The organism is Pantoea sp. Acro-807, assembly GCF_011752675.1.
GTDB classification, from domain to species: Bacteria; Pseudomonadota; Gammaproteobacteria; order Enterobacterales; family Enterobacteriaceae; genus Pantoea; species Pantoea eucrina.
In genome coordinates this window covers 19,559-41,339 of sequence record NZ_VWXE01000010.1, presented here as the reverse complement: position 1 = coordinate 41,339, position 21,781 = coordinate 19,559, and the positions used below count along the sequence as shown (strand labels likewise).

General features: G+C 56.4%; 22 protein-coding genes. 8 read left to right on the top strand and 14 right to left on the bottom strand.

All coding sequences use genetic code 11. The features are described from left to right. Positions 1-134 precede the first annotated feature (134 nt). The 4 genes from fieF (at position 135) to F3J39_RS17290 (ending at position 4,226) form a co-directional block, all read left to right on the top strand. Positions 135-1,037 carry a CDF family cation-efflux transporter FieF gene (fieF, locus tag F3J39_RS17305; protein WP_039381218.1) on the top strand — a complete coding sequence of 301 codons (903 nt, stop codon included), beginning with the start codon at positions 135-137 and terminating at the stop codon, positions 1,035-1,037. A gap of 207 nt (positions 1,038-1,244) precedes the next feature. Further along, entirely contained in the window at positions 1,245-2,207 is a 963-nt protein-coding gene (gene pfkA, locus F3J39_RS17300; RefSeq protein WP_039381217.1) for a 6-phosphofructokinase, read from the top strand. 140 nt (positions 2,208-2,347) lie between these two features. After that, positions 2,348-3,337 (top strand): sulfate ABC transporter substrate-binding protein, encoded by a 990-nt coding sequence (locus F3J39_RS17295; protein ID WP_166714474.1) that lies wholly within the window; start codon positions 2,348-2,350, stop codon positions 3,335-3,337. A 133-nt stretch (positions 3,338-3,470) separates the two neighbouring features. Beyond that, on the top strand, positions 3,471-4,226 hold the full coding sequence (locus F3J39_RS17290; RefSeq protein WP_166714473.1) for a CDP-diacylglycerol diphosphatase: 756 nt from the start codon (positions 3,471-3,473) through the stop codon (positions 4,224-4,226). 52 nt (positions 4,227-4,278) lie between these two features. On the opposite strand, the gene tpiA is transcribed toward F3J39_RS17290, so the two are convergent. The 4 genes from tpiA to F3J39_RS17270 form a co-directional block, all read right to left on the bottom strand. Next, the gene (gene tpiA / locus F3J39_RS17285) at positions 4,279-5,046 is read right to left on the bottom strand and encodes a triose-phosphate isomerase (protein WP_039381215.1); all 768 of its coding nucleotides are present in this window, start codon (positions 5,044-5,046) and stop codon (positions 4,279-4,281) included. Positions 5,047-5,167: 121 nt separating this feature from the next. Then, positions 5,168-5,755, bottom strand: coding sequence for a YiiQ family protein (locus tag F3J39_RS17280; RefSeq protein ID WP_039381214.1), 588 nt, complete (start codon positions 5,753-5,755; stop codon positions 5,168-5,170). Between the two features lie 103 nt (positions 5,756-5,858). Then, entirely contained in the window at positions 5,859-6,605 is a 747-nt protein-coding gene (gene fpr, locus F3J39_RS17275; protein ID WP_039381212.1) for a ferredoxin--NADP(+) reductase, read from the bottom strand. 59 nt (positions 6,606-6,664) lie between these two features. Continuing rightward, the gene (locus F3J39_RS17270) at positions 6,665-6,892 is read right to left on the bottom strand and encodes a hypothetical protein (protein WP_166714472.1); all 228 of its coding nucleotides are present in this window, start codon (positions 6,890-6,892) and stop codon (positions 6,665-6,667) included. Here F3J39_RS17270 and emrD point away from each other — a divergent pair. Further along, positions 6,891-8,087: a multidrug efflux MFS transporter EmrD gene (emrD, locus tag F3J39_RS17265; RefSeq protein WP_039381210.1), complete on the top strand. Its 1,197-nt coding sequence runs from the start codon at positions 6,891-6,893 to the stop codon at positions 8,085-8,087. The genes F3J39_RS17270 and emrD overlap by 2 nt on opposite strands. On the opposite strand, the gene glpX is transcribed toward emrD, so the two are convergent. The 3 genes from glpX to F3J39_RS17250 form a co-directional block, all read right to left on the bottom strand. Next, positions 8,077-9,087, bottom strand: coding sequence for a class II fructose-bisphosphatase (glpX, locus tag F3J39_RS17260; protein ID WP_071668634.1), 1,011 nt, complete (start codon positions 9,085-9,087; stop codon positions 8,077-8,079). The genes emrD and glpX overlap by 11 nt on opposite strands. Before the next feature lie 97 nt (positions 9,088-9,184). Next, positions 9,185-10,696, bottom strand: coding sequence for a glycerol kinase GlpK (gene glpK / locus F3J39_RS17255; protein WP_039381204.1), 1,512 nt, complete (start codon positions 10,694-10,696; stop codon positions 9,185-9,187). A gap of 29 nt (positions 10,697-10,725) precedes the next feature. Beyond that, complete coding sequence (locus F3J39_RS17250; protein WP_039381201.1) at positions 10,726-11,574, bottom strand: MIP/aquaporin family protein; 849 nt, start codon at positions 11,572-11,574, stop codon at positions 10,726-10,728. 407 nt (positions 11,575-11,981) lie between these two features. On the opposite strand from F3J39_RS17250, the gene zapB reads away from it, so the two are divergent. Beyond that, positions 11,982-12,221 (top strand): cell division protein ZapB, encoded by a 240-nt coding sequence (gene zapB / locus F3J39_RS17245; protein ID WP_039381198.1) that lies wholly within the window; start codon positions 11,982-11,984, stop codon positions 12,219-12,221. A gap of 51 nt (positions 12,222-12,272) precedes the next feature. Here the strand turns inward: zapB and rraA are convergent, their stop codons facing one another. The 6 genes from rraA to priA form a co-directional block, all read right to left on the bottom strand. Further along, a complete protein-coding gene (rraA, locus tag F3J39_RS17240) occupies positions 12,273-12,758 on the bottom strand; it encodes a ribonuclease E activity regulator RraA (protein ID WP_039381195.1) in 486 nt (161 codons plus the stop codon). Positions 12,759-12,913: 155 nt separating this feature from the next. Next, the gene (gene hslU / locus F3J39_RS17235; RefSeq protein ID WP_039381194.1) at positions 12,914-14,248 is read right to left on the bottom strand and encodes an HslU--HslV peptidase ATPase subunit; all 1,335 of its coding nucleotides are present in this window, start codon (positions 14,246-14,248) and stop codon (positions 12,914-12,916) included. 11 nt (positions 14,249-14,259) lie between these two features. Then, positions 14,260-14,790, bottom strand: coding sequence for an ATP-dependent protease subunit HslV (hslV, locus tag F3J39_RS17230; RefSeq protein WP_071668633.1), 531 nt, complete (start codon positions 14,788-14,790; stop codon positions 14,260-14,262). A gap of 176 nt (positions 14,791-14,966) precedes the next feature. Next, on the bottom strand, positions 14,967-15,911 hold the full coding sequence (gene ftsN, locus F3J39_RS17225) for a cell division protein FtsN (protein ID WP_094111627.1): 945 nt from the start codon (positions 15,909-15,911) through the stop codon (positions 14,967-14,969). Between the two features lie 210 nt (positions 15,912-16,121). Next, positions 16,122-17,153 (bottom strand): DNA-binding transcriptional regulator CytR, encoded by a 1,032-nt coding sequence (cytR, locus tag F3J39_RS17220; protein WP_039381188.1) that lies wholly within the window; start codon positions 17,151-17,153, stop codon positions 16,122-16,124. A 164-nt stretch (positions 17,154-17,317) separates the two neighbouring features. Further along, positions 17,318-19,516, bottom strand: coding sequence for a primosomal protein N' (gene priA / locus F3J39_RS17215; RefSeq protein WP_145339934.1), 2,199 nt, complete (start codon positions 19,514-19,516; stop codon positions 17,318-17,320). 221 nt (positions 19,517-19,737) lie between these two features. Here priA and rpmE point away from each other — a divergent pair, with 221 nt between their 5' ends. Further along, complete coding sequence (gene rpmE, locus F3J39_RS17210) at positions 19,738-19,953, top strand: 50S ribosomal protein L31 (RefSeq protein ID WP_039381182.1); 216 nt, start codon at positions 19,738-19,740, stop codon at positions 19,951-19,953. 73 nt (positions 19,954-20,026) lie between these two features. Here the strand turns inward: rpmE and metJ are convergent, their stop codons facing one another. After that, positions 20,027-20,344 (bottom strand): met regulon transcriptional regulator MetJ, encoded by a 318-nt coding sequence (gene metJ, locus F3J39_RS17205; RefSeq protein ID WP_065648453.1) that lies wholly within the window; start codon positions 20,342-20,344, stop codon positions 20,027-20,029. 275 nt (positions 20,345-20,619) lie between these two features. Here metJ and metB point away from each other — a divergent pair, with 275 nt between their 5' ends. Continuing rightward, complete coding sequence (gene metB, locus F3J39_RS17200) at positions 20,620-21,780, top strand: cystathionine gamma-synthase (protein ID WP_039381178.1); 1,161 nt, start codon at positions 20,620-20,622, stop codon at positions 21,778-21,780. The last annotated feature ends 1 nt before the right edge of the window (position 21,781 follow it).

The window sequence follows — 21,781 nt, the reverse complement described above, 5'->3', positions numbered from 1 at the left end:
TGATGGCGGGGTTTTTTTTGCCCGCCGTATGCCGTTGCCGGTGAATAGCGCATCGCAGACACAGCTCTGCCGGACTGATGATAAACTTGTTTTCAGTTAAGGCGGGCACGCGCATCTGTTTAATAGGGCGAAACATGGATTCTGAGTACGCAACACTGGTCCGGCGCGCTGCGCTGGCCGCTACCTCACTGGCGCTGGCGCTGCTGCTGGTCAAGATTTTTGCCTGGTGGTACACCGGATCGGTCAGCGTGCTGGCGGCACTGGTGGATTCGCTGGTCGACATCGCCGCCTCGCTGACCAATCTGCTGGTGGTGCGTTATGCGCTGCAGCCCGCCGACGATGATCACACTTTCGGCCATGGCAAAGCAGAATCGCTGGCGGCGCTGGCGCAGAGCATGTTTATCTCCGGCTCCGCGCTCTTTCTGTTTCTGACCGGCATTCAGCACCTGGCAAAACCGGAAACGCTGCGCGCGCCGCTGGTTGGCGTTGTCGTAACCATTGTTGCCCTCTTTTCCACGCTGGCGCTGGTGGCTTTCCAGCGCTGGGTTGTACGGCGCACCCGCAGTCAGGCGATTCGCGCCGATATGCTGCACTATCAGTCAGATATCGTTATGAATGGCGCGATTCTGGTGGCGCTGGGTCTGAGCAGCTACGGTTTTGCGCGTGCTGATGCGCTGTTTGCGCTGGGGATCGGCGTCTATATCCTCTATAACGCGCTGCGTATGGGATATGAAGCCGTGCAGGCGCTGCTGGATCGCGCGCTGCCGGAGCAGGAGAAGCAGCAGATTATTGCACTGGTGACACAGTGGCCTGGCGTATGCGGCGCGCATGCATTGCGTACCAGGCAGTCAGGGCCGACGCGGTTTATTCAGCTGCATCTGGAAATGGAAGATGCGCTGCCGCTGGTTCAGGCGCATCACGTTGCTGATGAGATTGAACAGGCGCTGCGCCGGAAATTTCCAGGTTCTGACATCATTATTCACCAGGATCCCTGCTCGGTCGTACCGGAACATCAGCAGGGCTTTTTCCGCTTTTAGCTTTTCTAATTCAGGCGCTTATATGTTAAAAATGACAAAACGCTAACAACTCTTTAAAAAATTAGCGAAAACTTGTCTGACCTGAATCAATTCAGCATTGAGCCTTTGATATACTATCTGCAACTATTAAGCCCCACGTTCGGGAGCAGGCATGACCCGGTCGATCGGCGGGAATAATCCTTAGTTTTGAACAATCCAGAGGTTGTCATGATCAAAAAAATCGGAGTACTGACCAGTGGCGGCGACGCCCCGGGCATGAACGCAGCCATTCGCGGAGTTGTCCGTTCCGCCCTGAGTGAAGGCCTGGAAGTTTTTGGTATCTATGACGGCTATCTGGGTCTGTATGAAGATCGCATGATCAATCTCGACCGCTACAGCGTTTCTGACATGATTAACCGCGGCGGCACTTTTCTTGGCTCGGCGCGCTTTCCTGAGTTCCGTAATGAAGAGGTACGCCAGGCAGCGATCGAAAACATGAAGAAGCGGGGTATCGACGCGCTGGTGGTGATTGGTGGTGACGGCTCCTACATGGGCGCCAAACGGCTGACTGAGATGGGGTTCCCCTGCATCGGTCTGCCAGGCACCATCGATAACGATGTAGCCGGGACTGACTACACCATCGGTTATTTCACCGCGCTGGAAACGGTGGTGGAAGCGATTGACCGCCTGCGCGATACCTCCTCATCGCATCAGCGTATCTCAATTGTGGAAGTGATGGGCCGCTACTGTGGCGATCTGACGCTGGCCGCGGCGATTGCCGGCGGCTGCGAATTTATTGTGCTGCCGGAAATCCCGTATACCCGTGAAGAGCTGGTTGAAGAGATTAAGGCGGGCATTGCAAAAGGGAAAAAGCACGCCATCGTGGCGATTACCGAGCACATCTGCGATATCGACGATCTGGCGCGCTTCATCGAAGAAGAGACAAAGCGTGAAACCCGCGCCACCGTGCTCGGACATATCCAGCGCGGCGGCGCGCCCTGTGCTTACGACCGCATTCTGGCGTCGCGTATGGGCGCTTACTCGATTGAGCTGCTGCTGCAGGGCTATGGCGGCCGCTGTGTCGGGATCCAGAATGAGAAGATGGTGCACCACGATATCATCGACGCGATTGAGAACATGAAGCGTCCGTTCAAGCGCGACTGGCTCGATACGGCGAAAAAGCTCTACTGATCTGCATGCAGGCGCGATCCCGTTCGCGCCTTTTCCTCTTTTTTATATTCCTGCAAGTTATAACTGCTTATTTTTAATTCTTTAATCCACTGTTCGCTTTGTGTCACTCTTGCGGCATAACCTACGCGGGAGAGCAGGAAATGAATAAGTGGAGTATCGGCATCACCTTGTTACTGGCATCGTCTGGTGCGCTGGCAAAGGATTATCAGCTGTTAAACGTCTCATACGATCCGACCCGCGAACTGTACGAACAATATAACAAGGCCTTCAGCGCCCATTACAAGCAGGAAACCGGTGATAACGTGGTGATCCGTCAGTCGCACGGCGGTTCCGGCAAGCAGGCGACCTCCGTCATCAACGGTATTCGTGCCGATGTGGTTACGCTGGCGCTGCAGTCCGATGTGGATGCGATTGCTGAGCGCGGCCGTATCGACAAAAACTGGATCAAACGCCTGCCGGATAACTCTGCGCCCTATACCTCCACCATTGTGTTTCTGGTACGCAAAGGCAATCCCAAAAATATTCATGACTGGTCAGATCTGACTAAGCCTGGCGTATCCGTGATCACGCCAAATCCGAAAACTTCCGGCGGTGCCCGCTGGAACTATCTGGCGGCATGGGGCTGGGCGCTTGATCAGAATCAGGGCGACCAGGCTAAAGCGCTCGCTTATGTGAAAGCGCTGTTTAAAAATGTTGAGGTGCAGGATTCCGGTGCGCGCGGCGCAACCAATACGTTTGTAGAGCGCGGAATAGGCGACGTACTGATCGCCTGGGAAAACGAAGCGTATCTGGCGGTAGAAAAACTGGGTAAAGATAAGTTTGAAATCGTGACGCCAGGCGAGTCTATTCTTGCAGAGCCAACGGTTTCTGTAGTGGATAAAGTGGTCGACGCGCAGGGTACACGCAGCGTGGCGGAAGCTTACCTGAAATATCTCTACTCGCCGGAAGGCCAGACTATCGCGGCGCAGAACTTCTATCGTCCGCGTGATGCAGAGGTCGCGAAGAAGTTCGCCAGTACCTTTGCACCAGTAAAACTCTTCACCGTAGATGAGAAGTTTGGCGGCTGGAGTAAAGCGCAGAAAGATCACTTCGCCGACGGTGGCAGCTACGATCACGTTATGAAGCCCTGATTACCCACTATGAGCGATAAAAAAGGTCAGCTTTTAGCTGACCTTTTTTTGTATAAAAATCGATATATGATAGTCATCACGCTGTGTAACTGATTAAAATAAGACCATTTCATCAGTAGCTAAGGGATTGATTATGAAAGAAAGGAATCGGTTTTTATCAGGCCTGGTGTGGGGTCTGGTTATCATTATTGTCATGCTGAGCATAGCCATTTTTTATTACTACCGGAATGGCGAGGCGCTGTGGCGGATTGTAAGCGAACAGTGTGTGCCCGCTATGGCGCAACACAGCAAACCAGCCCCTTGCAAAGAAGTTAATCTCCGGCAGGGTCATGTTATCTACAAAGATATTAAAGGCCCGCATCATTATCTGTTGATGCCCATCGAAAAAATATCTGGTATGGAAAGTCCGGTGTTGCTGGACCCGGACACGCCCAACTTTTTCGCGGCTGCCTGGCAGCATCGCGATCTGCTGGTTCAGGGCAGTCAGCCAGTCAGCGATAGCGCATTTTCTCTGGCGATCAATGCGCAGTATGGACGCTCTCAAAATCAGCTGCATATCCATCTCTCCTGTCTGCGTCCGGAGGTGCGTCAGCTGCTCGATAGTCAGGCATCTCACCTGCATGACGCGTGGCAGCCTGTGACAATAAACCGGCATCGCTATCTGGTTCGCGCAATCTCTGAAGCACACTTGTTCAATCAAAGTGCGTTTATCCGTCTGGCGAAAGAAGTGGCAGGGGCGCGCGAAAAAATGGGGCACTATGGGATGGCATTGACAGCATTACCGGATGGCCGATTAGCGTTGCTGGCGCTGGAGCGTAACTGGCTGATGCTGAATGGTGGATCGGCAGGCGAACTCCAGGATTATCAGTGTCAGCTGCTCAATAAGTAAATGTACAAAAAAGGCGGCCGTAAGGCCGCCCTGAAACAGGTTATAAAAAAGCTTATGCTTTTTTCGCTGCTGCCGCCGCTTTTACGATTACGGCAAAGGCGTCTGCTTTCAGCGATGCGCCGCCTACCAGCGCCCCGTCGATATCGGGCTGGGTAAAGAGTTCAGCCGCATTTTTATCGTTTACTGAGCCGCCATACTGAATAATGACCTGCTGTGCGACAGCGGCATCTTTCTTCGCAATATGATCGCGAATAAATTTGTGCACCGCCTGCGCCTGCGCTGGCGTGGCCGACTTGCCGGTGCCGATAGCCCAGACGGGTTCATAGGCGATGACTGCACCTTCAAACGCTGCTGCGCCCTGAGTTTCCAGCACGGCATCCAGCTGACGCGCGCACACTTCTTCGGTTTTGCCTGCTTCATTTTCCGCTTCGGTTTCGCCGATGCAGAGTACCGGCACCAGACCTGCCTCTTTCAGCACCGCAAACTTCTTCGCGATAAATTCGTCGCTCTCTTTGTGATAAGTGCGACGCTCAGAGTGACCGATGATGATGTACTTTGCGCCGATATCTTTCAGCATCTCTGCGGAGGTTTCACCGGTGAATGCACCTGAAAGGTTAACATCGACATTCTGCGCGCCCAGCGCAATGTGGCTACCGGAAATCGCATGTTTTGCCTGATCCAGATAAATTGCCGGTGGAGCAATCGCTACACCACAGCCGTCCACGCCTGACAGCGCGGTACGCAGACCTTCAATCAGCTCGCCGGTCATCTGCTTGCTGCCATTCAGTTTCCAGTTACCCATAACCAGTGGATGTCGCATTCGTTCCTCCGCATTACGCGATTCATGAAATAGCGCTGCCGTCATGGCAGCGATGTCTGCCAGACAGTATAGAGATCAAAAGGGGCGCTGGCTTTGCTTTTCGTCACTTCTGCCTGCGATATCAGGGAGTAGCCAGCGTGAGCTTAATCGGCTCTACGGCAAACGTCAGGCCCTTGTCGCCATTGTCAGCCACCACAAAGCGCAGTGCGCCCTCCGTGCGGCTGAAATAGCGAACGCCTTTGCCGGCGCTCAGTAACGCGTCCAGCTTCTGGCGTCCCTCTTCGGGCGAGAGTCCCGGCACGAAATAGCGCAGCAGAGCGCTCATATAATTCATCGCCTGCAGCTGAGCCTGCTTCATCTCCGGACCCGGCACCGGCAGCCAGGTGATCTGCAGCGTTTTAATCTTTCCGGTGCCCTGTTCCAGCGCGGTGGAAGAGTAAAGCGTTTCGCTGATTTTGCTGGCTGCGCGCGTCAGATGGCTCTTGTCATCACGATTGTCTATTGCACGATATTCCAGCAGCGGCAGTGCAGGATTAGCCGCGTTATAGCTTTCACGAAACTGCGCGATCGTCATATCAAACGCAGGCGCGCCCGTCAGCAGATAAGGCGCCACCGGCAGATGCGCACTGCGATCGGGTGGCGGCTCGTCTGCCCGGGCGGGAGATGACAGCGCGCAGCTAAGCAGCAGCGCGGCTGACAGTTTCTTCATTGCATCGGCCCTGAATCATTCACTTATGGCAGATTAAAACGGGTTTTACCGCCGAAAGTCAAAATCCGCGCGGTGAAAAGCGTGGCGGGATGTTACGGCATCCTTACCAGTAGTGTTCGCTGGTCATGTGGCCCGGCTTGCGTTTGAAATGTTTGCGCATATCGCGGCTCTCTTTCAGCAGCTGCTGGGTATCGCGCACCATCTGTGGATTACCACACAGCATAACGTGGCTGCTCTCTGCGTCGAGCGACAGACCCACGGCACGCTCCAGCTCACCGCTCTCAATCAGCTGCGGTACCCGGCCCTGCAGCGAACCCGGGCTGTTTTCACGGCTGACCACGGTCTGAATCTGCAGCTTGCCCGCATACCGCTGCTGCAGCGTCTGCATCAGCGGCAGAAAGCTAAGGTCGCTGGCATAGCGCGCAGCGTGAATCAGGACAATATGGTCAAAGCGATCCAGACCTTCGCCCTGCTGTAAAATTGACAGGTAGGGGCCGATGGCGGTGCCAGTCGCCAGCATCCACAGGGTGCGGCAGTCAGGGATTTCATCCAGGGTGAAAAAGCCGGCTGCCTCTTTGGTCAGCATGACGTGATCACCCGGCTGCAGCGCCTGCAGGCGCGGACTGAGTTTACCCTCCGGTACGGTGACCAGATAAAACTCCAGCAGCGGATCGTCGGGGGCGTTAACGTAGGAGTAAGCGCGCTGCACGCGCTCACCCTCTATTTCCAGCGCCAGTTTGGCAAACTGCCCGGCGATAAACCGATCGATAGGGGCAGTAACGCGCAGGCTGAACAGCGCGTCGGTCCAGTTTTTCACCTCTTTAACTTCTGCATTAATCCACTCGGCCATAGGTGCTCCTGTTGAATTCTCCCGGTTATCGCTATCTTTACCAGCCCGCTCTGCGCTTGTCAGCCCGGCGGCGGCGAAAGCGCTCTTTGCGACAAATCCGCCGCACAGATCACTACCTGTAGCAACCTGTTTACAGTCTGGTACAGGAGGTTGACGGCTGGCAACCTGGCTTCCTGCAGCTCAGCTCTCGATTTGCCACGTAATCCTGATATTTTTGCCGCCATTACTGCCAGCGAACCCTGAGTGCTGCCGGCGCGTTCTTTTTTCAGGCTGATATTTTGTTCCATGCAGATCGATAAAACTCAAAACCGTTTTCTGTTATTCATGCTGATTGTGCTGGTGGCCGTGGGTCAGATGGCACAAACCATTTATGTGCCCGCTATGGCAGTGATGGCAGAAGCGCTCAACGTGCGCAGCGGCGCAATGCAGCAGGTCATGGCGGCCTATCTGATCACCTATGGCGGATCGCAGCTGATCTACGGCCCGCTCTCGGACAGCGTCGGACGTCGCCCGGTGATCCTTACCGGCATGACGATCTTTGCCTGTGGTGCGCTGATCGCGCTGTTCGCCTCATCGCTGCAGATGCTGGTGCTGGGCAGCGCTATCCAGGGGCTCGGCACCGGCGTTGCCGGCGTTATGGCGCGCACGATGCCGCGCGATCTGTATGCCGGAACCGCGCTGCGGCGGGCCAACAGCCTGCTGAATATGGGCATTCTGGTGAGTCCGCTGCTGGCACCGGTAATAGGTGCGCTGCTGACCCGGCTGATTGGCTGGCACGCCTGCTTCGCCTTTCTGCTGCTGCTGTGCCTGGGCGTTACGGCATCTATGGCGCGCTGGCTGCCGGAAACCCGGCCGGGCGATGCACCGGCTACGCCTTTTCTGCGCCGCTACGCCACGCTGCTGAGCGACGGCAATTTTATCCGTTATCTGCTGCTGCTGGTGGGCGCGCTGGCGGGCATCGCCGTCTTTGAAGCGAGCTGCGGTGTGCTGATGGGCGGCGTACTGGGACTGGATGGCCTGACCGTCAGCATTCTGTTTATTCTGCCTATTCCGGCCGCCTTTTTTGGTGCCTGGTTTGCCGGCCGGGAAGAGACCTCCTGGCATACGCTGATGTGGTATGGGGTAAACAGCTGCCTGCTGGCTGGCCTGCTGATGTGGATCCCGTCATGGTTTGGCGTAATGAATATCTGGACGCTGCTGGTGCCGGCGGCGCTGTTTTTCTTCGGTGCCGGCATGCTGTTCCCGCTGGCAACATCGGGTGCCATGGAGCCTTACGCCTGGCTGGCGGGCAGCGCCGGAGCGCTGATTGGCGGCCTGCAGAACCTGGGCTCAGGAGTAGTCGCGTGGCTCTCTGCCCTGCTACCGCAGCACGATCAGTCCAGCCTTGGCCTGCTGATGTTTGTCACGTCGCTGGTGATGCTGCTGTGCTGGTGGCCGCTCTCACGTCATCCCGAGAGCGGCAAGCAGACGGTTACAGGATAAACGGGTGCAGCGCCGTATCCTTGCGATCCAGATAGTGGATCGACTGGATGCGGCGAATGGTACGCGACTTGCCGCGTACCAGCAGCGTCTCGCTGGTGGCGATATTGCCGTTACAGGTAATGCCCTTCAGCAGATCGCCGCTGGTGATGCCGGTGGCCGCAAAAATCACGTTGTCGTTGCGCGCCATCTCATTCAGCGTTAACACGCTGCCCACCGCAATCCCCATTTCCGCGCAGCGCAGCAGCTCCTGTTCGCCCAGCCGGCGATTCTCTTCGCTCTCTCCTTTAACCTGATGCCGCGCCAGCAGGCGTGCCTGCATGTCACCATCCATGGCGCGGATCACGGCTGCCGAGACGACACCTTCAGGCGCGCCGCCGATGCCATACAGCACATCGACTTCACTGTCAGGCATACAGGTGAGGATCGACGCGGCCACATCGCCATCGGGAAAAGCAAACACGCGCACGCCGAGCGCCTGCAGCTGGGCAATAACTGCGTCATGGCGTGGCTTCGCCAGAATGGATACCGTCAGCTGCGCGAGCGGCTTACCGAGCGCAATGGCGATATTTTTAAGATTGGTTTCCAGCGGCAGACTGAGGTCGATAGCGCCGCGCGCTCCCGGTCCGACGATCAGCTTCTCCATGTACATATCTGGTGCGTGCAGAAAGCTGCCTTTATCGCCGACTGCCAGCACCGCCAGCGCGTTAGCCTGGCCCAGAGCGGTCATGCGCGTGCCTTCAATCGGATCGACCGCAATGTCCACGGCATCACCCTGACCGGTGCCGACCTGCTCGCCGATATAGAGCATCGGCGCCTCATCAATTTCGCCTTCACCGATAACGATGCGGCCATCAATGTTGATGGTGTTGAGCATAATGCGCATGGCGTTAACGGCGGCGCCGTCGGCCGCATTTTTATCGCCACGTCCTAACCAGCGATAGCCAGCCAGCGCTGCCGCTTCAGTGACACGGGAAAATTCAATTGCGAGTTCGCGTTTCATGGTTTGCACCTGACAGAAAAACAGGCGGGCAGTGTAGCACAGCGGTAAAAGCGGGAGAGGGGGAAACCCGCGGCACGGACCGCGGGCAGGGGGTTACTTACGCTTCATCTTCCCAGGCTTTGGCACGGGCAACCGCTTTCTGCCAGCCCGCGTAGCGCAGGTTGCGTTCAGTGGTTTCGATGCCAGGGCGGAATTCGCGCTCCACGACGGCTTTAGCACGCACCTCGTCCAGATCGTTCCAGAAGCCGACGGCCAGGCCTGCCAGATAGGCTGCGCCCAGCGCCGTGACCTCACGCACTTCCGGACGTTCAACGCGGGTGCCGAGAATGTCAGACTGGAACTGCATCAGGAAGTTGTTCGCGACAGCGCCGCCGTCAACGCGCAGCGACTGCAGGCGGGTGCCGGCGTCGTTCTGCATCGCTTCCAGTACATCGCGCGTCTGATAGGCGATCGACTCCAGCGTCGCGCGGATAATGTGGTTGGCATTGGCACCGCGCGTCAGGCCGAAGATAGCACCACGGGCATAGGGGTCCCAGTAAGGCGCGCCCAGGCCGGTAAATGCCGGCACCATATAGACGCCGTTCGTATCTTTAACTTTCAGCGCAAAATATTCTGAATCGGTGGAGTCGTTGATCAGCTTCATTTCGTCGCGCAGCCACTGAATCGAGGCGCCGCCGATAAATACGGCACCTTCCAGCGCATAGTTCACTTCGCCACGCGGGCCGCAGGCGATAGTGGTCAGCAGGCCGTGGGTAGAGGTTACAGCTTCAGTACCGGTATTCATCAGCATAAAGCAGCCGGTACCGTAGGTATTTTTCGCCATGCCAGGCTGTACGCAGAGCTGGCCATACAGGGCCGCCTGCTGATCACCCGCAATCCCGGCGATCGGAATACGCGTGCCGCCTTTACCGCCAATGTTGGTCTGACCATAAATTTCAGAAGAGCCTTTAACTTCCGGCAGCATTTCGCGCGGAATGTCGAGGATCTCCAGCATGCGTGCATCCCACTCCAGCTTGTGGATGTTATACATCATGGTACGCGAGGCGTTGGTATGGTCAGTGATATGCACACGGCCCTGCGTCATCTTCCAGACCAGCCAGGTATCCACGGTACCAAACAGCAGCTCGCCGCGTTTCGCACGCTCGCGTGCGCCTTCGACGTGATCGAGGATCCATTTCACTTTGGTGCCGGAAAAGTAAGGGTTAATCACCAGACCTGTGGTGTGCTGGATATACTCTTCCAGTCCCTCTTTCTTCAGCTTATTACAGTAGTCAGCGGTGCGCGGATCCTGCCAGACAATGGCATTGTAGATAGGTTTGCCGGTCTCTTTATCCCAGACGATGGCGGTTTCACGCTGGTTAGTGATACCGATAGCGGCGATCTGATCGGAGTTAATGTCAGCGTGTGCCAGCACTTCCACCAGCGTTGAGCTCTGTGAAGCCCAGATATCCATCGGGTCATGCTCAACCCAGCCCGCTTTCGGGTAGATCTGCGTAAACTCACGCTGTGAAACAGCAACGATGTTGGCGTCATGGTCGAGTACGACGGCACGGGAGCTGGTAGTACCCTGATCGAGCGCGACGATATATTTTTTATCTGGCGTAGTCATAATAATGTCCTGATGATTAAGAGTGAAACTTACGCTTTACGCTGTTCAGCGCGCGCTACAGGTTTTTCTGTTTTGCTGGTTTCTGCGATGTTTACCGGCAGGTGGCGACCAATCAGCGCACGATAGCTAAAGGCACCCAGACATGCACCCACCAGCGGACCAAACACAGGCACCAGGAAGTAAGGAATATCTTTGCCGCCGGTGAAGGCTACGTCACCCCAGCCAGCGATAAAGGCAAACAGTTTCGGTCCAAAGTCACGTGCCGGGTTGAGCGCAAAGCCGGTCAGGGGACCCATTGAACCACCGATAATAGCAACCAGCAGACCAATCAGCAGCGGCGCCAGCGGGCCGCGAGGTACGCCGTTGCCATCGTCAGTCAGCGCCATGATAACCGCCATCAGTACGGCTGTGATCACCATCTCTACCAGAAACGCCTGACCGACCGTGATGTGCGGATTAGGATAAGTAGAGAAGATACCCGCCAGGTCGAGGCTCTGCACGCTGCCACGCACCATTTGATGGCTCGCTTCATAATCGAAAAACAGATTGTAATAAAGGCCGTATACCAGTGCAGCGGCACAGAAGGCGCCGGCAACCTGCGCCAGAATGTAAGGTAAAACTTTACGCCCTTCAAAATTAGCAAACAGGCAGAGCGCCACGGTGACCGCCGGATTGAGATGCGCGCCGGAGACGCCCGCACTCAGATAGACAGCCATCGAAACAGCCAGACCCCAGATGATGCAGATTTCCCACTGACCGAATGCCGCACCGGCCAGCTTCAGCGCAGCCACACAGCCCGCGCCAAAAAAGATAATCAAACCGGTGCCGAGAAACTCGGCGATACATTGACCTTTGAGTGTGTTCGTTGTCTGACTCATAATGGAATTCCTGAAGCGAGGTTAAATGTTATCAGTTTTTGTTCTCAATCCCTGAGTCGCCCAGCGCTAATGTAGGGTTGATGTGAATTTATCGTTAACGAACATAAACGAGAAATAGCGAAATTGAATTCTGTGTACTGCGTCATAAAAATGCGCGTTTTCGCGTCTTTTACCTTTCTTTAAGGCCAATTAATCTGTCTCTTAACGCACTTAGCGCATCATGACTGGCAACGGGTTTATTTTTTAAGCATTAGCTGAAAAGTGTTACAGACTGGCCGCCAATGCCCCGTGCCGCTGGACTTGCCGGGTTTGGCTACATACAATCGGGACAACATGGCTGTATGCGTCTTTATTGAGGCAGCTACAGCTTCATCAACGCCTTGCGAGTTTTAGGAGAGGTCAGAACGATGTCATTTGAAGTATTTGAGAAACTGGAAGCGAAAGTACAGCAGGCGATTGATACCATCACGCTGCTGCAAATGGAAATTGAAGAGCTGAAAGAGCAGAACAATACGCTGAAAAACGAAGTGAGCCAGGCTTCCGGCAATCAGGACGCGCTGGCGCGTGAAAATCAGCATCTGAAGGAAGAGCAGCATGTCTGGCAGGAACGTCTGCGGGCACTGCTGGGAAAAATGGAAGAGGTTTAAGCACCTGCGCTTAAACCTGCGGGTGCTCAGGCACCCGTTTTTGTTTGCGGTTTACTCAATATCAAGCGCATCTTCTGATAGAATGATGCCCGTGTTATCCGCATAGAGATGATCGCCGGAGAAAAAGGTTACGCCGCCAAAGTTTACGCGTACGTCGCTCTCACCAATGCCTTCACCGGCCGCCCCAGCGGGGATAGCGGCAATCGCCTGGATGCCAATTTCCAGCTCTTCCAGTTCATCAACCTGCCGCACCGAGCCGTAAACGACCAGACCTTCCCACTCATTTTGCGCCGCAAGCCGCGCCAGCTGGGCATCCACCAGCGCACGACGTACCGAGCCACCGCCATCTACCAGCAGCACTCGTCCACGCCCGTTCTCTTCCAGCAGGTCGTAAAGCAGGCCGTTGTCTTCAAAACATTTGACTGTGGTAATCTGCCCACCGAATGAGGTGCGTCCACCGAAGTTGGAAAAAAGTGGTTCAACCACATTCACTTCTTCATGGTAGATGTCACAGAGTTCAGATGTATCGTATTTCATAAGGATGCCGTCTGTTTGCCACAGGAAAGATAAGTATATCGCTATCTGAAGAGTGTTGGCAAAATCATCACCGGCAAAAAGCAGCGCCGCATCAATATGCTGCGCAAAAAAATGCCCGGCGCAGTGGCCGGGCAGCAGAAACGATCAGAAGGGTGTTACAGGATGAAGCGGCTGAGATCTTCGTCTGCGACCAGTACATCCAGATGCTTGCCGACATACTCAGCGTCGATGGTAATGGACTCACCATGGCGATCGCTGGCGTCATAGGAGATATCTTCCATCAGACGCTCCAGTACAGTATGCAGGCGGCGTGCACCGATATTTTCAGTGGTCTCATTAACCTGCCAGGCTGCTTCAGCAATCCTGCGGATACCATCCTCGGTGAAGTCCACATTAACGCCTTCCGTACCCATCAGCGCTTTGTACTGCACGGTGACGGAAGCGTTAGGCTCAGTAAGGATGCGCTCGAAGTCGTTCACGGTCAGCGCCTGCAGCTCAACGCGAATCGGCAGACGACCCTGCAGTTCCGGGATCAGATCGGACGGGCTGGCTACCTGGAATGCGCCGGAGGCGATAAACAGGATATGGTCGGTTTTAACCATGCCGTGCTTGGTCGAAACGGTACAGCCCTCAACCAGCGGCAGCAGATCGCGCTGCACGCCTTCGCGTGAAACGTCCGGACCAGAAGACTGGCCGCCGCGCTTACAGATTTTGTCGATCTCATCGATAAACACGATACCGTGCTGCTCTACCGCGTCGATAGCGTCCTGCTTCAGCTCTTCCGGGTTAACCAGTTTTGCCGCTTCTTCTTCAATCAGCAGCTTCATGGCATCTTTGATCTTGAGCTTGCGCGGCTTCTGTTTCTGACCGCCCAGGTTCTGAAACATGGACTGCAGCTGGCTGGTCATCTCTTCCATGCCCGGAGGCGCCATGATCTCTACGCCAGCCGGCGCGGCGGCAAGGTCGATCTCAATCTCTTTGTCATCCAGCTGGCCTTCGCGCAGTTTTTTGCGGAAAGACTGACGCGCAGCTGATGGCTCGGCGTTCTGCTCTGGCTGGCCCCAGTTGTTTTTAGCCGGTGGGATCAGCACGTCGAGAATGCGCTCCTCGGCCATCTCTTCAGCACGATATTTATTCTTTTCAATCGCCTGGCTGCGCACCATTTTGATGGCGGAGTCGGTCAGATCGCGGATAATCGAATCGACCTCTTTACCGACATAGCCAACTTCGGTGAATTTTGTCGCTTCAACTTTAATGAACGGGGCGTTGGCCAGCTTCGCCAGACGACGGGCAATTTCGGTTTTACCGACGCCGGTCGGGCCAATCATCAGGATATTTTTCGGGGTCACTTCGTGACGCAGCTCTTCGTCAAGCTGCATGCGGCGCCAGCGGTTACGCAGCGCAATGGCAACCGCTTTTTTAGCGCCGTCCTGGCCGATGATAAAGCGATTAAGCTCGCTGACAATCTCGCGTGGAGTCATCTCAGACATGATTCAGGTCCTTACGCCTTAGACGGTAATTCTTCGTAGTTAATATTATGGTTGGTGTAGATACAGATATCGCCGGCGATGTTCAGCGCTTTCTCAACAATATCGTGTGCACCAATGTCGGTATTTTCCAGCAGCGCGCGTGCCGCTGCCTGGGCGTAGGGGCCGCCGGAGCCGATCGCTATCAGGTCGTTTTCCGGCTGAATAACATCGCCGTTACCGCTGATGATCAGCGAAGAGTTCTCATCCGCTACCGCCAGCAGCGCTTCAAGACGGCGCAGCATGCGATCGGTCCGCCAGTCTTTTGCCAGCTCAACCGCGGCTTTAACCAGATGACCCTGATGCATTTCCAGCTTACGCTCAAACAGTTCAAACAGGGTAAAGGCGTCGGCAGTGCCGCCCGCAAAGCCCGCAATCACTTTATCGTTGTAAAGACGACGCACTTTTTTGACGTTGCCTTTCATTACGGTGTTGCCAAGCGTTGCCTGGCCATCACCACCAATAACGACCCGGCCGTTGCGTCGTACACTTACTATTGTTGTCACGGGCAGACCCCTTGTTGCAGTTGAAAAAAGACACCGCGCACCCGGCGCGGCGTATCATGCAAACAGATATGGGGTGGGTTAAGAAGGTTTCAACCCCTCAGGGCGATGGGGTTTGTCTTAATTCGGCTACGCCTGCTCCCGGCGGTAGAGTGAGGCCGGGAGCAGGGCTCAGGCTATCAGGGCAGGGCGAGCGGAATACAGCTGCCGTGACCGGAACTGTGCAGCCGCTTCACGGTACTGTCAGCTTTACTCCGATCTTTAAACGGACCAATCACCACGCGATTCCAGCCGCCGCCGGTCGTGATACGGCTTTCAAAACCTTCAAAAGCGAGACCGGCGCGCACAGATTCCGCCTGATCGCTGCCTTTAAAGGAGCCACACTGCACCATCCAGCGCTGTGTGGAGGCTTTCTCTTCCGGCTTCACTTTGGTGGTTTCTGGCTTTGCCTGCTGTACCGGTGCCGGTCGTTCAGCCTGCTGCTGCTGCTGGCGCTGCTGAGCCTGCAACTGCTGCTGACGCTGCTGCTGTGCCTGTATCTGCTGCTGACGTTGCTGTTGCTGCTGTTGTCGTTGCTGAGTCTGCTGCTGCAGCAACTGCTGCTGCTGTGCCTGTATCTGCTGCTGACGTTGCTGCTGCTGTACCTGCTGACGCTGTAATGTCTGCTGACGCTGAGCCGGCGTCTGCTCGTTCCACGGCACTTCGTTCAGCTGCGTAGGCTGCTGGCGCATATCCGCCTGCATCTGCTCCAGCAGCTGGCGCTGTTCATCGGTCAGCTGCGTCTGCGACTGCACTTCGCCGCCGGCTGAAGGCTCAGTCGGTGAGGGAACCGTAATTTGCCGGTTTTCCAGCTCTTTGATGTATTTCCAGCGCTCTTCCGGCTTGGGCGGCAGGCCATTACCACTAACTTTATGATTCGGGATAACCGGCGTCTCTTCTTTTTTATGGTGCGCGATGAACCATAAACCACCGGCAAAAGTGACCAGTACTGCGGCAGCGAGCACTACCATCAGTTTCGATATACCCGATCCGCCTTTGCTTTTTTTGCTGCTGCTGCGACCGGCGGGTTTTTTGCGACGCGTCCCTGTTGAACGCCCGCGGCCTACATAATCTCTCTGTGCCACTTTCGTCCTGATACCTTCAAAATGCCTGCGGGCGTAGACCCTGAACAGTGTGAGTTGCAGCCAGCCTGGCTACAGCTTGAAAAATGACGGGTATAAATGAGGTGTAAACCGCCCGGCAATGAATGCGCCATGTTACTCAAGGGTGCGAACTTTGACCAGCAGAGTCTGCCTTCAGAATCTGCTGAAAATGTGCAGTGCGGCACGTGTGACCTAACGCTTTTTAGCCGGTGCTGTACTGCCGCGCACGCGCAGTTCTGCATCCAGCAGGCGCGAACCATTATTTACCCGCTTGCCCTGCAGCTCATCCAGCAGCAGCAGCATCGCTTCGCGGCCAATATCAAAGCGCGGCTGCGCCACGGTAGTCAGGGGCGGTTCGTAATAGCGCGCCAGCTCAATATCATCAAAGCCAACGATGGAGAGATCCTGCGGAATGCGCATCCCCAGTTTGCGCGCCTGATTCATGGCGCCCAGCGCCATCAGATCGCTGTGACAGAATAGCGCTTCCGGGGGCTGCGGCAGACTCATCAGCTGTTTCAGGGCGCGGGCACCGGCTTCAAACGAGAAATCACCGCGTACGATAAACATCGGTTCAACGGGGATGCTGCTGCGGCGCAGCGCCTGAATATAACCCTGCAGCCGATACTGGCTGAGCGGAACCGCTTCAGGCCCGGTAATACAGGCGATACGACGATGCCCGAGCTGCAGCAAATGGTTAACGGCTTCAAACGCCGCGGTCAGGTTGTCAATGTGCACGGTGGGCAGCGCCATCTCCGGCGCGAATTCATTTCCCATAACCATGGGCGGCAGGCTGCGCAGCGCTTCAGGATCGGCGTCAAACGGCAGCTGTGAACCCAGCAGCACCATGCCGTCAATCTGTCGCGTCAGCATCAGATCAAGAAAGGTTTTTTCCTGATGATCCTGATGCGCGCAGTCGCCAATCAGCACCAGGTACCCCTGCTGCGCGGCGGTGACCTCAATGCCGCGGATAATTTCGCTAAAAAAGGGATCGCAGATATCGGGCACAATCACCAGGATAGTCCGGGTTTCATTGCGTCTGGCATTGCGCGACAGGCCATGCGATGCATAGCCTGTCGCAATGACCGCCTGCTCGACTTTTTGCCGGGTTGCGGCTGACACTTTCTCCGGATTCATCAGCGCCCGGGAAACGGTCGCCGTAGAGACGCCTGCGTGCTCAGCCACATCTTTCATCGTGGCAGCAGATGAAGTTTGCTTCGGGTCCAACGTGTTACTCCTGGCGTGATACAGCGTACAGTTTGTCTGCAAGGGCCGGTCCTGGCCGGGTGATCCTATTGATAACGCATTGGCGGGCAGGGCTGTTACTTAATTTGCATAAAAACTGTGACTTGTTCGACTTTTTTCGATCTGGCTCGCAGATGCGGATGCCATCAGCTCTCGCCGGGATCGATATCCAGCGTCCATTTTACTTTGCGTGCAGCGGGCAATGTGCTCAGCAGCGGCAGCGAACTGCTTAATAACTGCTGCAGGCGTTTGCGTGACGGATGCTGCAGCAGCAGCTGCCAGCGCCACCGACCGCTGCGTTTTGGCGCCAGCGCCGGCACCGGGCCCATCAGCCAGGTGGCTTCATCTTTCAGCGGGCTCGCCTCCAGCAGATTACGCAGCTGGACGAGAAAAGCGGCAGCCTGCTGATTATCCATATCTTCGGCACGAAATAGCGCGTGGCTGGTCCAGGGCGGCAGCTGCACCGACTGGCGTTCAAGCAGCGCCTGGTCAGCAAAGGCGAAGTAGCCGCGATGCAGCAGCGTCTGCAGCAACGGATGCTCCGGATGGTGCGTCTGCAGCAGTACTTCACCTTGTTTGCCGGCGCGTCCGGCGCGACCTGCAACCTGGGTATAGAGCTGCGCGAAACGTTCTGCGGCACGAAAATCAGCCGAGAAGAGCGCGCCGTCAACGTCCAGCAGCGACACCAGCGTAACATCAGGAAAATGATGGCCTTTTGCCAGCATCTGCGTGCCCACCAGAATACGCGCGCCGCCGCGATGCACATCCGCCAGATGCTGCTCCAGCGCACCTTTACGGCTGGTAGTATCACGATCGATGCGCGAAACCGGCACGTCCGGAAACAGCGTGCCCAGCTGCTGCTCCAGCTGTTCTGTGCCTACGCCAACCGGTATCAGATGGGTTGAACCGCAGCCGGGACACTGCAGCGGCAGCGGACGCTGGCTGTCGCAATGGTGGCAGCGCAGCTGGCGGTGATGCTGGTGCAGCGTGTAGTAGCTGTCGCAGCGCTGGCATTCCGCCAGCCAGCCGCAGTCGTGGCACATCAGCGCCGGTGAAAAGCCGCGTCGGTTCAGAAACAGCAGCACCTGATTATCCGCCTGCAGGTGCTGGCGCATTTTACTGAGCAGCGCCGGCGCCAGACCACCCTTAAGCGGCTGTCCTTTCAGATCGATCAGCTGCTGCAAAGCGGGCTTTGCATTACCGGCGCGCTGGGTGAGATTAAGCTGCCGGTATTTGCCGACGCGCACGTTATGCAGCGTCTCCAGCGCGGGCGTGGCCGAACCCATGACAATCGGGATGTTCTCTTCATGTGCACGAAACACCGCCAGATCGCGGGCCTGATAACGCCAGCCCTCCTGCTGTTTATAGGAGCTGTCATGCTCTTCATCGATAATGATTACGCCAGGCCGCGCCAGCGGGGTGAACAGCGCAGAGCGCGTACCAATAATAATCGCGCTTTCGCCGCGCCGGGCGCGCAGCCAGACCGCCAGCCTTTCGCTGTCATTCAGCGCAGAGTGCAGCACATCAATCGGGGCATCAAAACGTTCCCGGAAGCGCGCAATGGTCTGCGGCGTGAGGCCAATCTCCGGCACCAGCACCAGTGCCTGCATGCCGCGTGACAGAATGTTTTCCAGGATAGTGAGATAGACCTCAGTTTTACCGGAGCCGGTGATCCCGGCCAGCAGCCACGGAACGTAGCGATCGTCTTCCGCCCGGATAGCCCCGACGGCCATGGCCTGATCGGTATTGAGCCGCAGACGCTCGCCTTTAATGGCAAAATGCGTCCGCCAGTCCGCGGCAGATGGCGCATGCTCGCGCAGCTCGCACAGCCCTTTGGCTCTGAGCGCCTGCAGAGCGGCGTCGTTAAAGCTCTGTTCGTTTACCTGATGACGATAGAGCGGTTGCTGACGCAGCGCGGCCAGCGCCTGCTGCTGCTTTGGTGCACGCTTCAGACTTTCCGGCGCCACTTCCCGTCCGGCCTCCGTGATCGCCCACTGCCACAGCGGCGCTTCCTGTGCCGGTTTCCCCTGGCGGAGCAGAACCGGTAACGCATGACTCAGCACTTCCCCGACGGGTGAATGATAGTAACCGGCCGCCCAGTTGAGGATGCGCCACAGCGCGGGCGAAAACAGACTGCTGTCATCCAGCACGGCTTCTATCGGTTTCAGCTGCTTCAGCGGCAGATCGCTGCTTTCGGTCACGCCGGTCACAATGCCAGTCAGCTTACGGTTGCCAAAAGGCACGCTGACGCGACTGCCGGTTGCCGGCTGCGCAGCGTCAGCAGGGAGCAGATAATCAAACAGGCGCGGTAGCGGGACGGGCAGGGCAACCTTTACGACGGACATTGCGATCTCTATCCAGTTCTGTAATCAGGGACGGTAGTGTACACGCTGGGGCCGCAAGCGTGTATGGCTGAGCAATGTTTGCCTCGGGCGGTTAAATTCTGTATACTATGCCGCCTCTGGTGAGATAGCTCGTCAGAGATACATATAATGTTCAACCGCGTGTGGTGCTGTGCAGGTTCGCCTGGCATGGAGAGCGACACGGCCTTTTATGAGGTTTTCCCATGAAACAAGGTATTCACCCGAAGTACGAAGCAGTGACCATCACTTGCTCTTGCGGTAACGTGATCAACACCCGTTCTACCATGAACCACGACCTGAACCTGGACGTGTGCGGCAAATGCCACCCGTTCTACACTGGTAAGCAGCGTGTTGTTGACACCGGCGGCCGCGTTGATCGCTTCAACAAGCGTTTCAGCATTCCGGGCAGCAAAAAATAAGATTTGTTTGCCGCCGGGTTATCCCGGATGCAAAAGAAAACCCAGCCTCGGCTGGGTTTTTTTATACCAGAATTTAATATTCCCAGCTATCCGGGTCGATGCCCATCTCGCGCATAATCTGCTTCGCTTCTTCCGGGATCTCATCGCTGCGCTCTTTGCGCAGGTCAACGTCGTCGGGCAGAGGCTGACCGGTAAACGCGTGCAAAAAAGCTTCACACAGCAGCTCACTGTTCGTGGCGTGACGCAGATTGTTCACCTGACGACGTGTACGCTCATCGGTTAAAATTTTAAGCACTTTCAGCGGGATAGAAACCGTTATTTTTTTAACCTGCTCGCTTTTTTTACCGTGCTCAGCGTACGGGCTGATATATTCGCCGTTCCATTCAGCCATGAGTTACCTTAATTAATAAAAGTGTTATAGGGGATGATCCGTGGATTATGCCCGATTTTTGCGTGCCTGACCGCCTGCGCCGTGGATTTTGTGCTTCAGCGCCGCGTTAATGAAGCGCATGCGCTGCTCAGCAGGCAATAACCTATAATTTTAGCGGTTATTCGCTCTGCGCTCAATCTATACGCAAAGACATTTAGATGTCCAGATGTATTGACGTCTGTTAGCGGAATGTTATCCTGTGGGCACTTTACCCCTCTTCAGGAACAGCAGAGCCCATGACGCGCAAACAGGCAACCATCGCAGTACGCAGCGGTTTGAATGATGACGAGCAGTATGGCTGCGTAGTCCCGCCGATCCATCTCTCCAGCACCTATAATTTTCTCGACTTTAATGAGCCGCGCGCCCACGACTATTCGCGCCGTGGCAATCCGACGCGCGATGTGGTGCAGCGCGCGCTGGCCGAGCTGGAGGGCGGGGCGGGTGCCGTACTGACAAATACCGGCATGTCTGCGATTCACCTGGTGACCACTGTATTCCTGAAGCCCGGCGATCTGCTGATCGCACCCCACGACTGCTATGGCGGCAGCTACCGCCTGTTTGACAGCCTCAGCAAGCGCGGTGCTTACCGTGTGAAGTTTGTCGACCAGGGTGACAGCGCAGCGCTGGCCGCAGCGCTGGCCGAAAAGCCAAAACTGGTGCTGGTGGAAAGCCCGAGCAATCCTCTGCTGCGCGTAGTGGATATTGCGGCAATCTGTCAGGCGGCGCGCGCGGCGGGTGCCGTCAGCGTGGTGGATAACACCTTCCTGAGCCCGGCGCTGCAAAATCCGCTCGCCCTCGGGGCCGACCTGGTGATCCACTCCTGTACAAAATATCTCAACGGCCACTCTGACGTGGTGGCCGGGACGGTGATTGCAAAAGATCCGGCCGTTGCCACCGAGCTTGCCTGGTGGGCCAATAACATCGGCGTGACCGGCGCGGCGTTTGACAGCTATCTGCTGCTGCGCGGTCTGCGGACGCTGGCACCCCGCATGGCAGCGGCCCAGCGCAACGCGCTGGCGATAGTGGACTATCTGAAGCAGCAGCCGCTGGTGAAGAAGCTGTATCATCCTTCTCTGCCGGAAAATGCCGGTCATGAATATGCGCGACGTCAGCAACGCGGCTTTGGCGCCATGTTAAGCTTTGAGCTGGATGCAGATGAAGCGCGGCTGCGTCGTTTTCTGAAAGCGCTGCAGCTGTTTACGCTGGCGGAGTCGCTGGGCGGAGTAGAAAGCCTGATTTCACATACGGCCACCATGACACATGCCGGCATGTCTGCGGAAGCACGCGCAGCCGCCGGCATCTCTGAAACACTGCTGCGGGTCTCCGTCGGCATTGAAGATCACGAAGATTTAATTGCCGATTTGGATAACGCCTTCCGAATCGCAGCCGGGGAGTAAT

Coding starts and splice junctions, on each gene's coding strand:
- fieF (WP_039381218.1), top strand. CDS start 135: ATGGATTCTGAGTACGCAACACTGGTCCGGCGCGCTGCGCTGGCCGCT.
- pfkA (WP_039381217.1), top strand. CDS start 1,245: ATGATCAAAAAAATCGGAGTACTGACCAGTGGCGGCGACGCCCCGGGC.
- F3J39_RS17295 (WP_166714474.1), top strand. CDS start 2,348: ATGAATAAGTGGAGTATCGGCATCACCTTGTTACTGGCATCGTCTGGT.
- F3J39_RS17290 (WP_166714473.1), top strand. CDS start 3,471: ATGAAAGAAAGGAATCGGTTTTTATCAGGCCTGGTGTGGGGTCTGGTT.
- tpiA (WP_039381215.1), bottom strand. CDS start 5,046: ATGCGACATCCACTGGTTATGGGTAACTGGAAACTGAATGGCAGCAAG.
- F3J39_RS17280 (WP_039381214.1), bottom strand. CDS start 5,755: ATGAAGAAACTGTCAGCCGCGCTGCTGCTTAGCTGCGCGCTGTCATCT.
- fpr (WP_039381212.1), bottom strand. CDS start 6,605: ATGGCCGAGTGGATTAATGCAGAAGTTAAAGAGGTGAAAAACTGGACC.
- emrD (WP_039381210.1), top strand. CDS start 6,891: ATGCAGATCGATAAAACTCAAAACCGTTTTCTGTTATTCATGCTGATT.
- F3J39_RS17270 (WP_166714472.1), bottom strand. CDS start 6,892: ATGGAACAAAATATCAGCCTGAAAAAAGAACGCGCCGGCAGCACTCAG.
- glpX (WP_071668634.1), bottom strand. CDS start 9,087: ATGAAACGCGAACTCGCAATTGAATTTTCCCGTGTCACTGAAGCGGCA.
- glpK (WP_039381204.1), bottom strand. CDS start 10,696: ATGACTACGCCAGATAAAAAATATATCGTCGCGCTCGATCAGGGTACT.
- F3J39_RS17250 (WP_039381201.1), bottom strand. CDS start 11,574: ATGAGTCAGACAACGAACACACTCAAAGGTCAATGTATCGCCGAGTTT.
- zapB (WP_039381198.1), top strand. CDS start 11,982: ATGTCATTTGAAGTATTTGAGAAACTGGAAGCGAAAGTACAGCAGGCG.
- rraA (WP_039381195.1), bottom strand. CDS start 12,758: ATGAAATACGATACATCTGAACTCTGTGACATCTACCATGAAGAAGTG.
- hslU (WP_039381194.1), bottom strand. CDS start 14,248: ATGTCTGAGATGACTCCACGCGAGATTGTCAGCGAGCTTAATCGCTTT.
- priA (WP_145339934.1), bottom strand. CDS start 19,516: ATGTCCGTCGTAAAGGTTGCCCTGCCCGTCCCGCTACCGCGCCTGTTT.
- rpmE (WP_039381182.1), top strand. CDS start 19,738: ATGAAACAAGGTATTCACCCGAAGTACGAAGCAGTGACCATCACTTGC.
- metJ (WP_065648453.1), bottom strand. CDS start 20,344: ATGGCTGAATGGAACGGCGAATATATCAGCCCGTACGCTGAGCACGGT.
- metB (WP_039381178.1), top strand. CDS start 20,620: ATGACGCGCAAACAGGCAACCATCGCAGTACGCAGCGGTTTGAATGAT.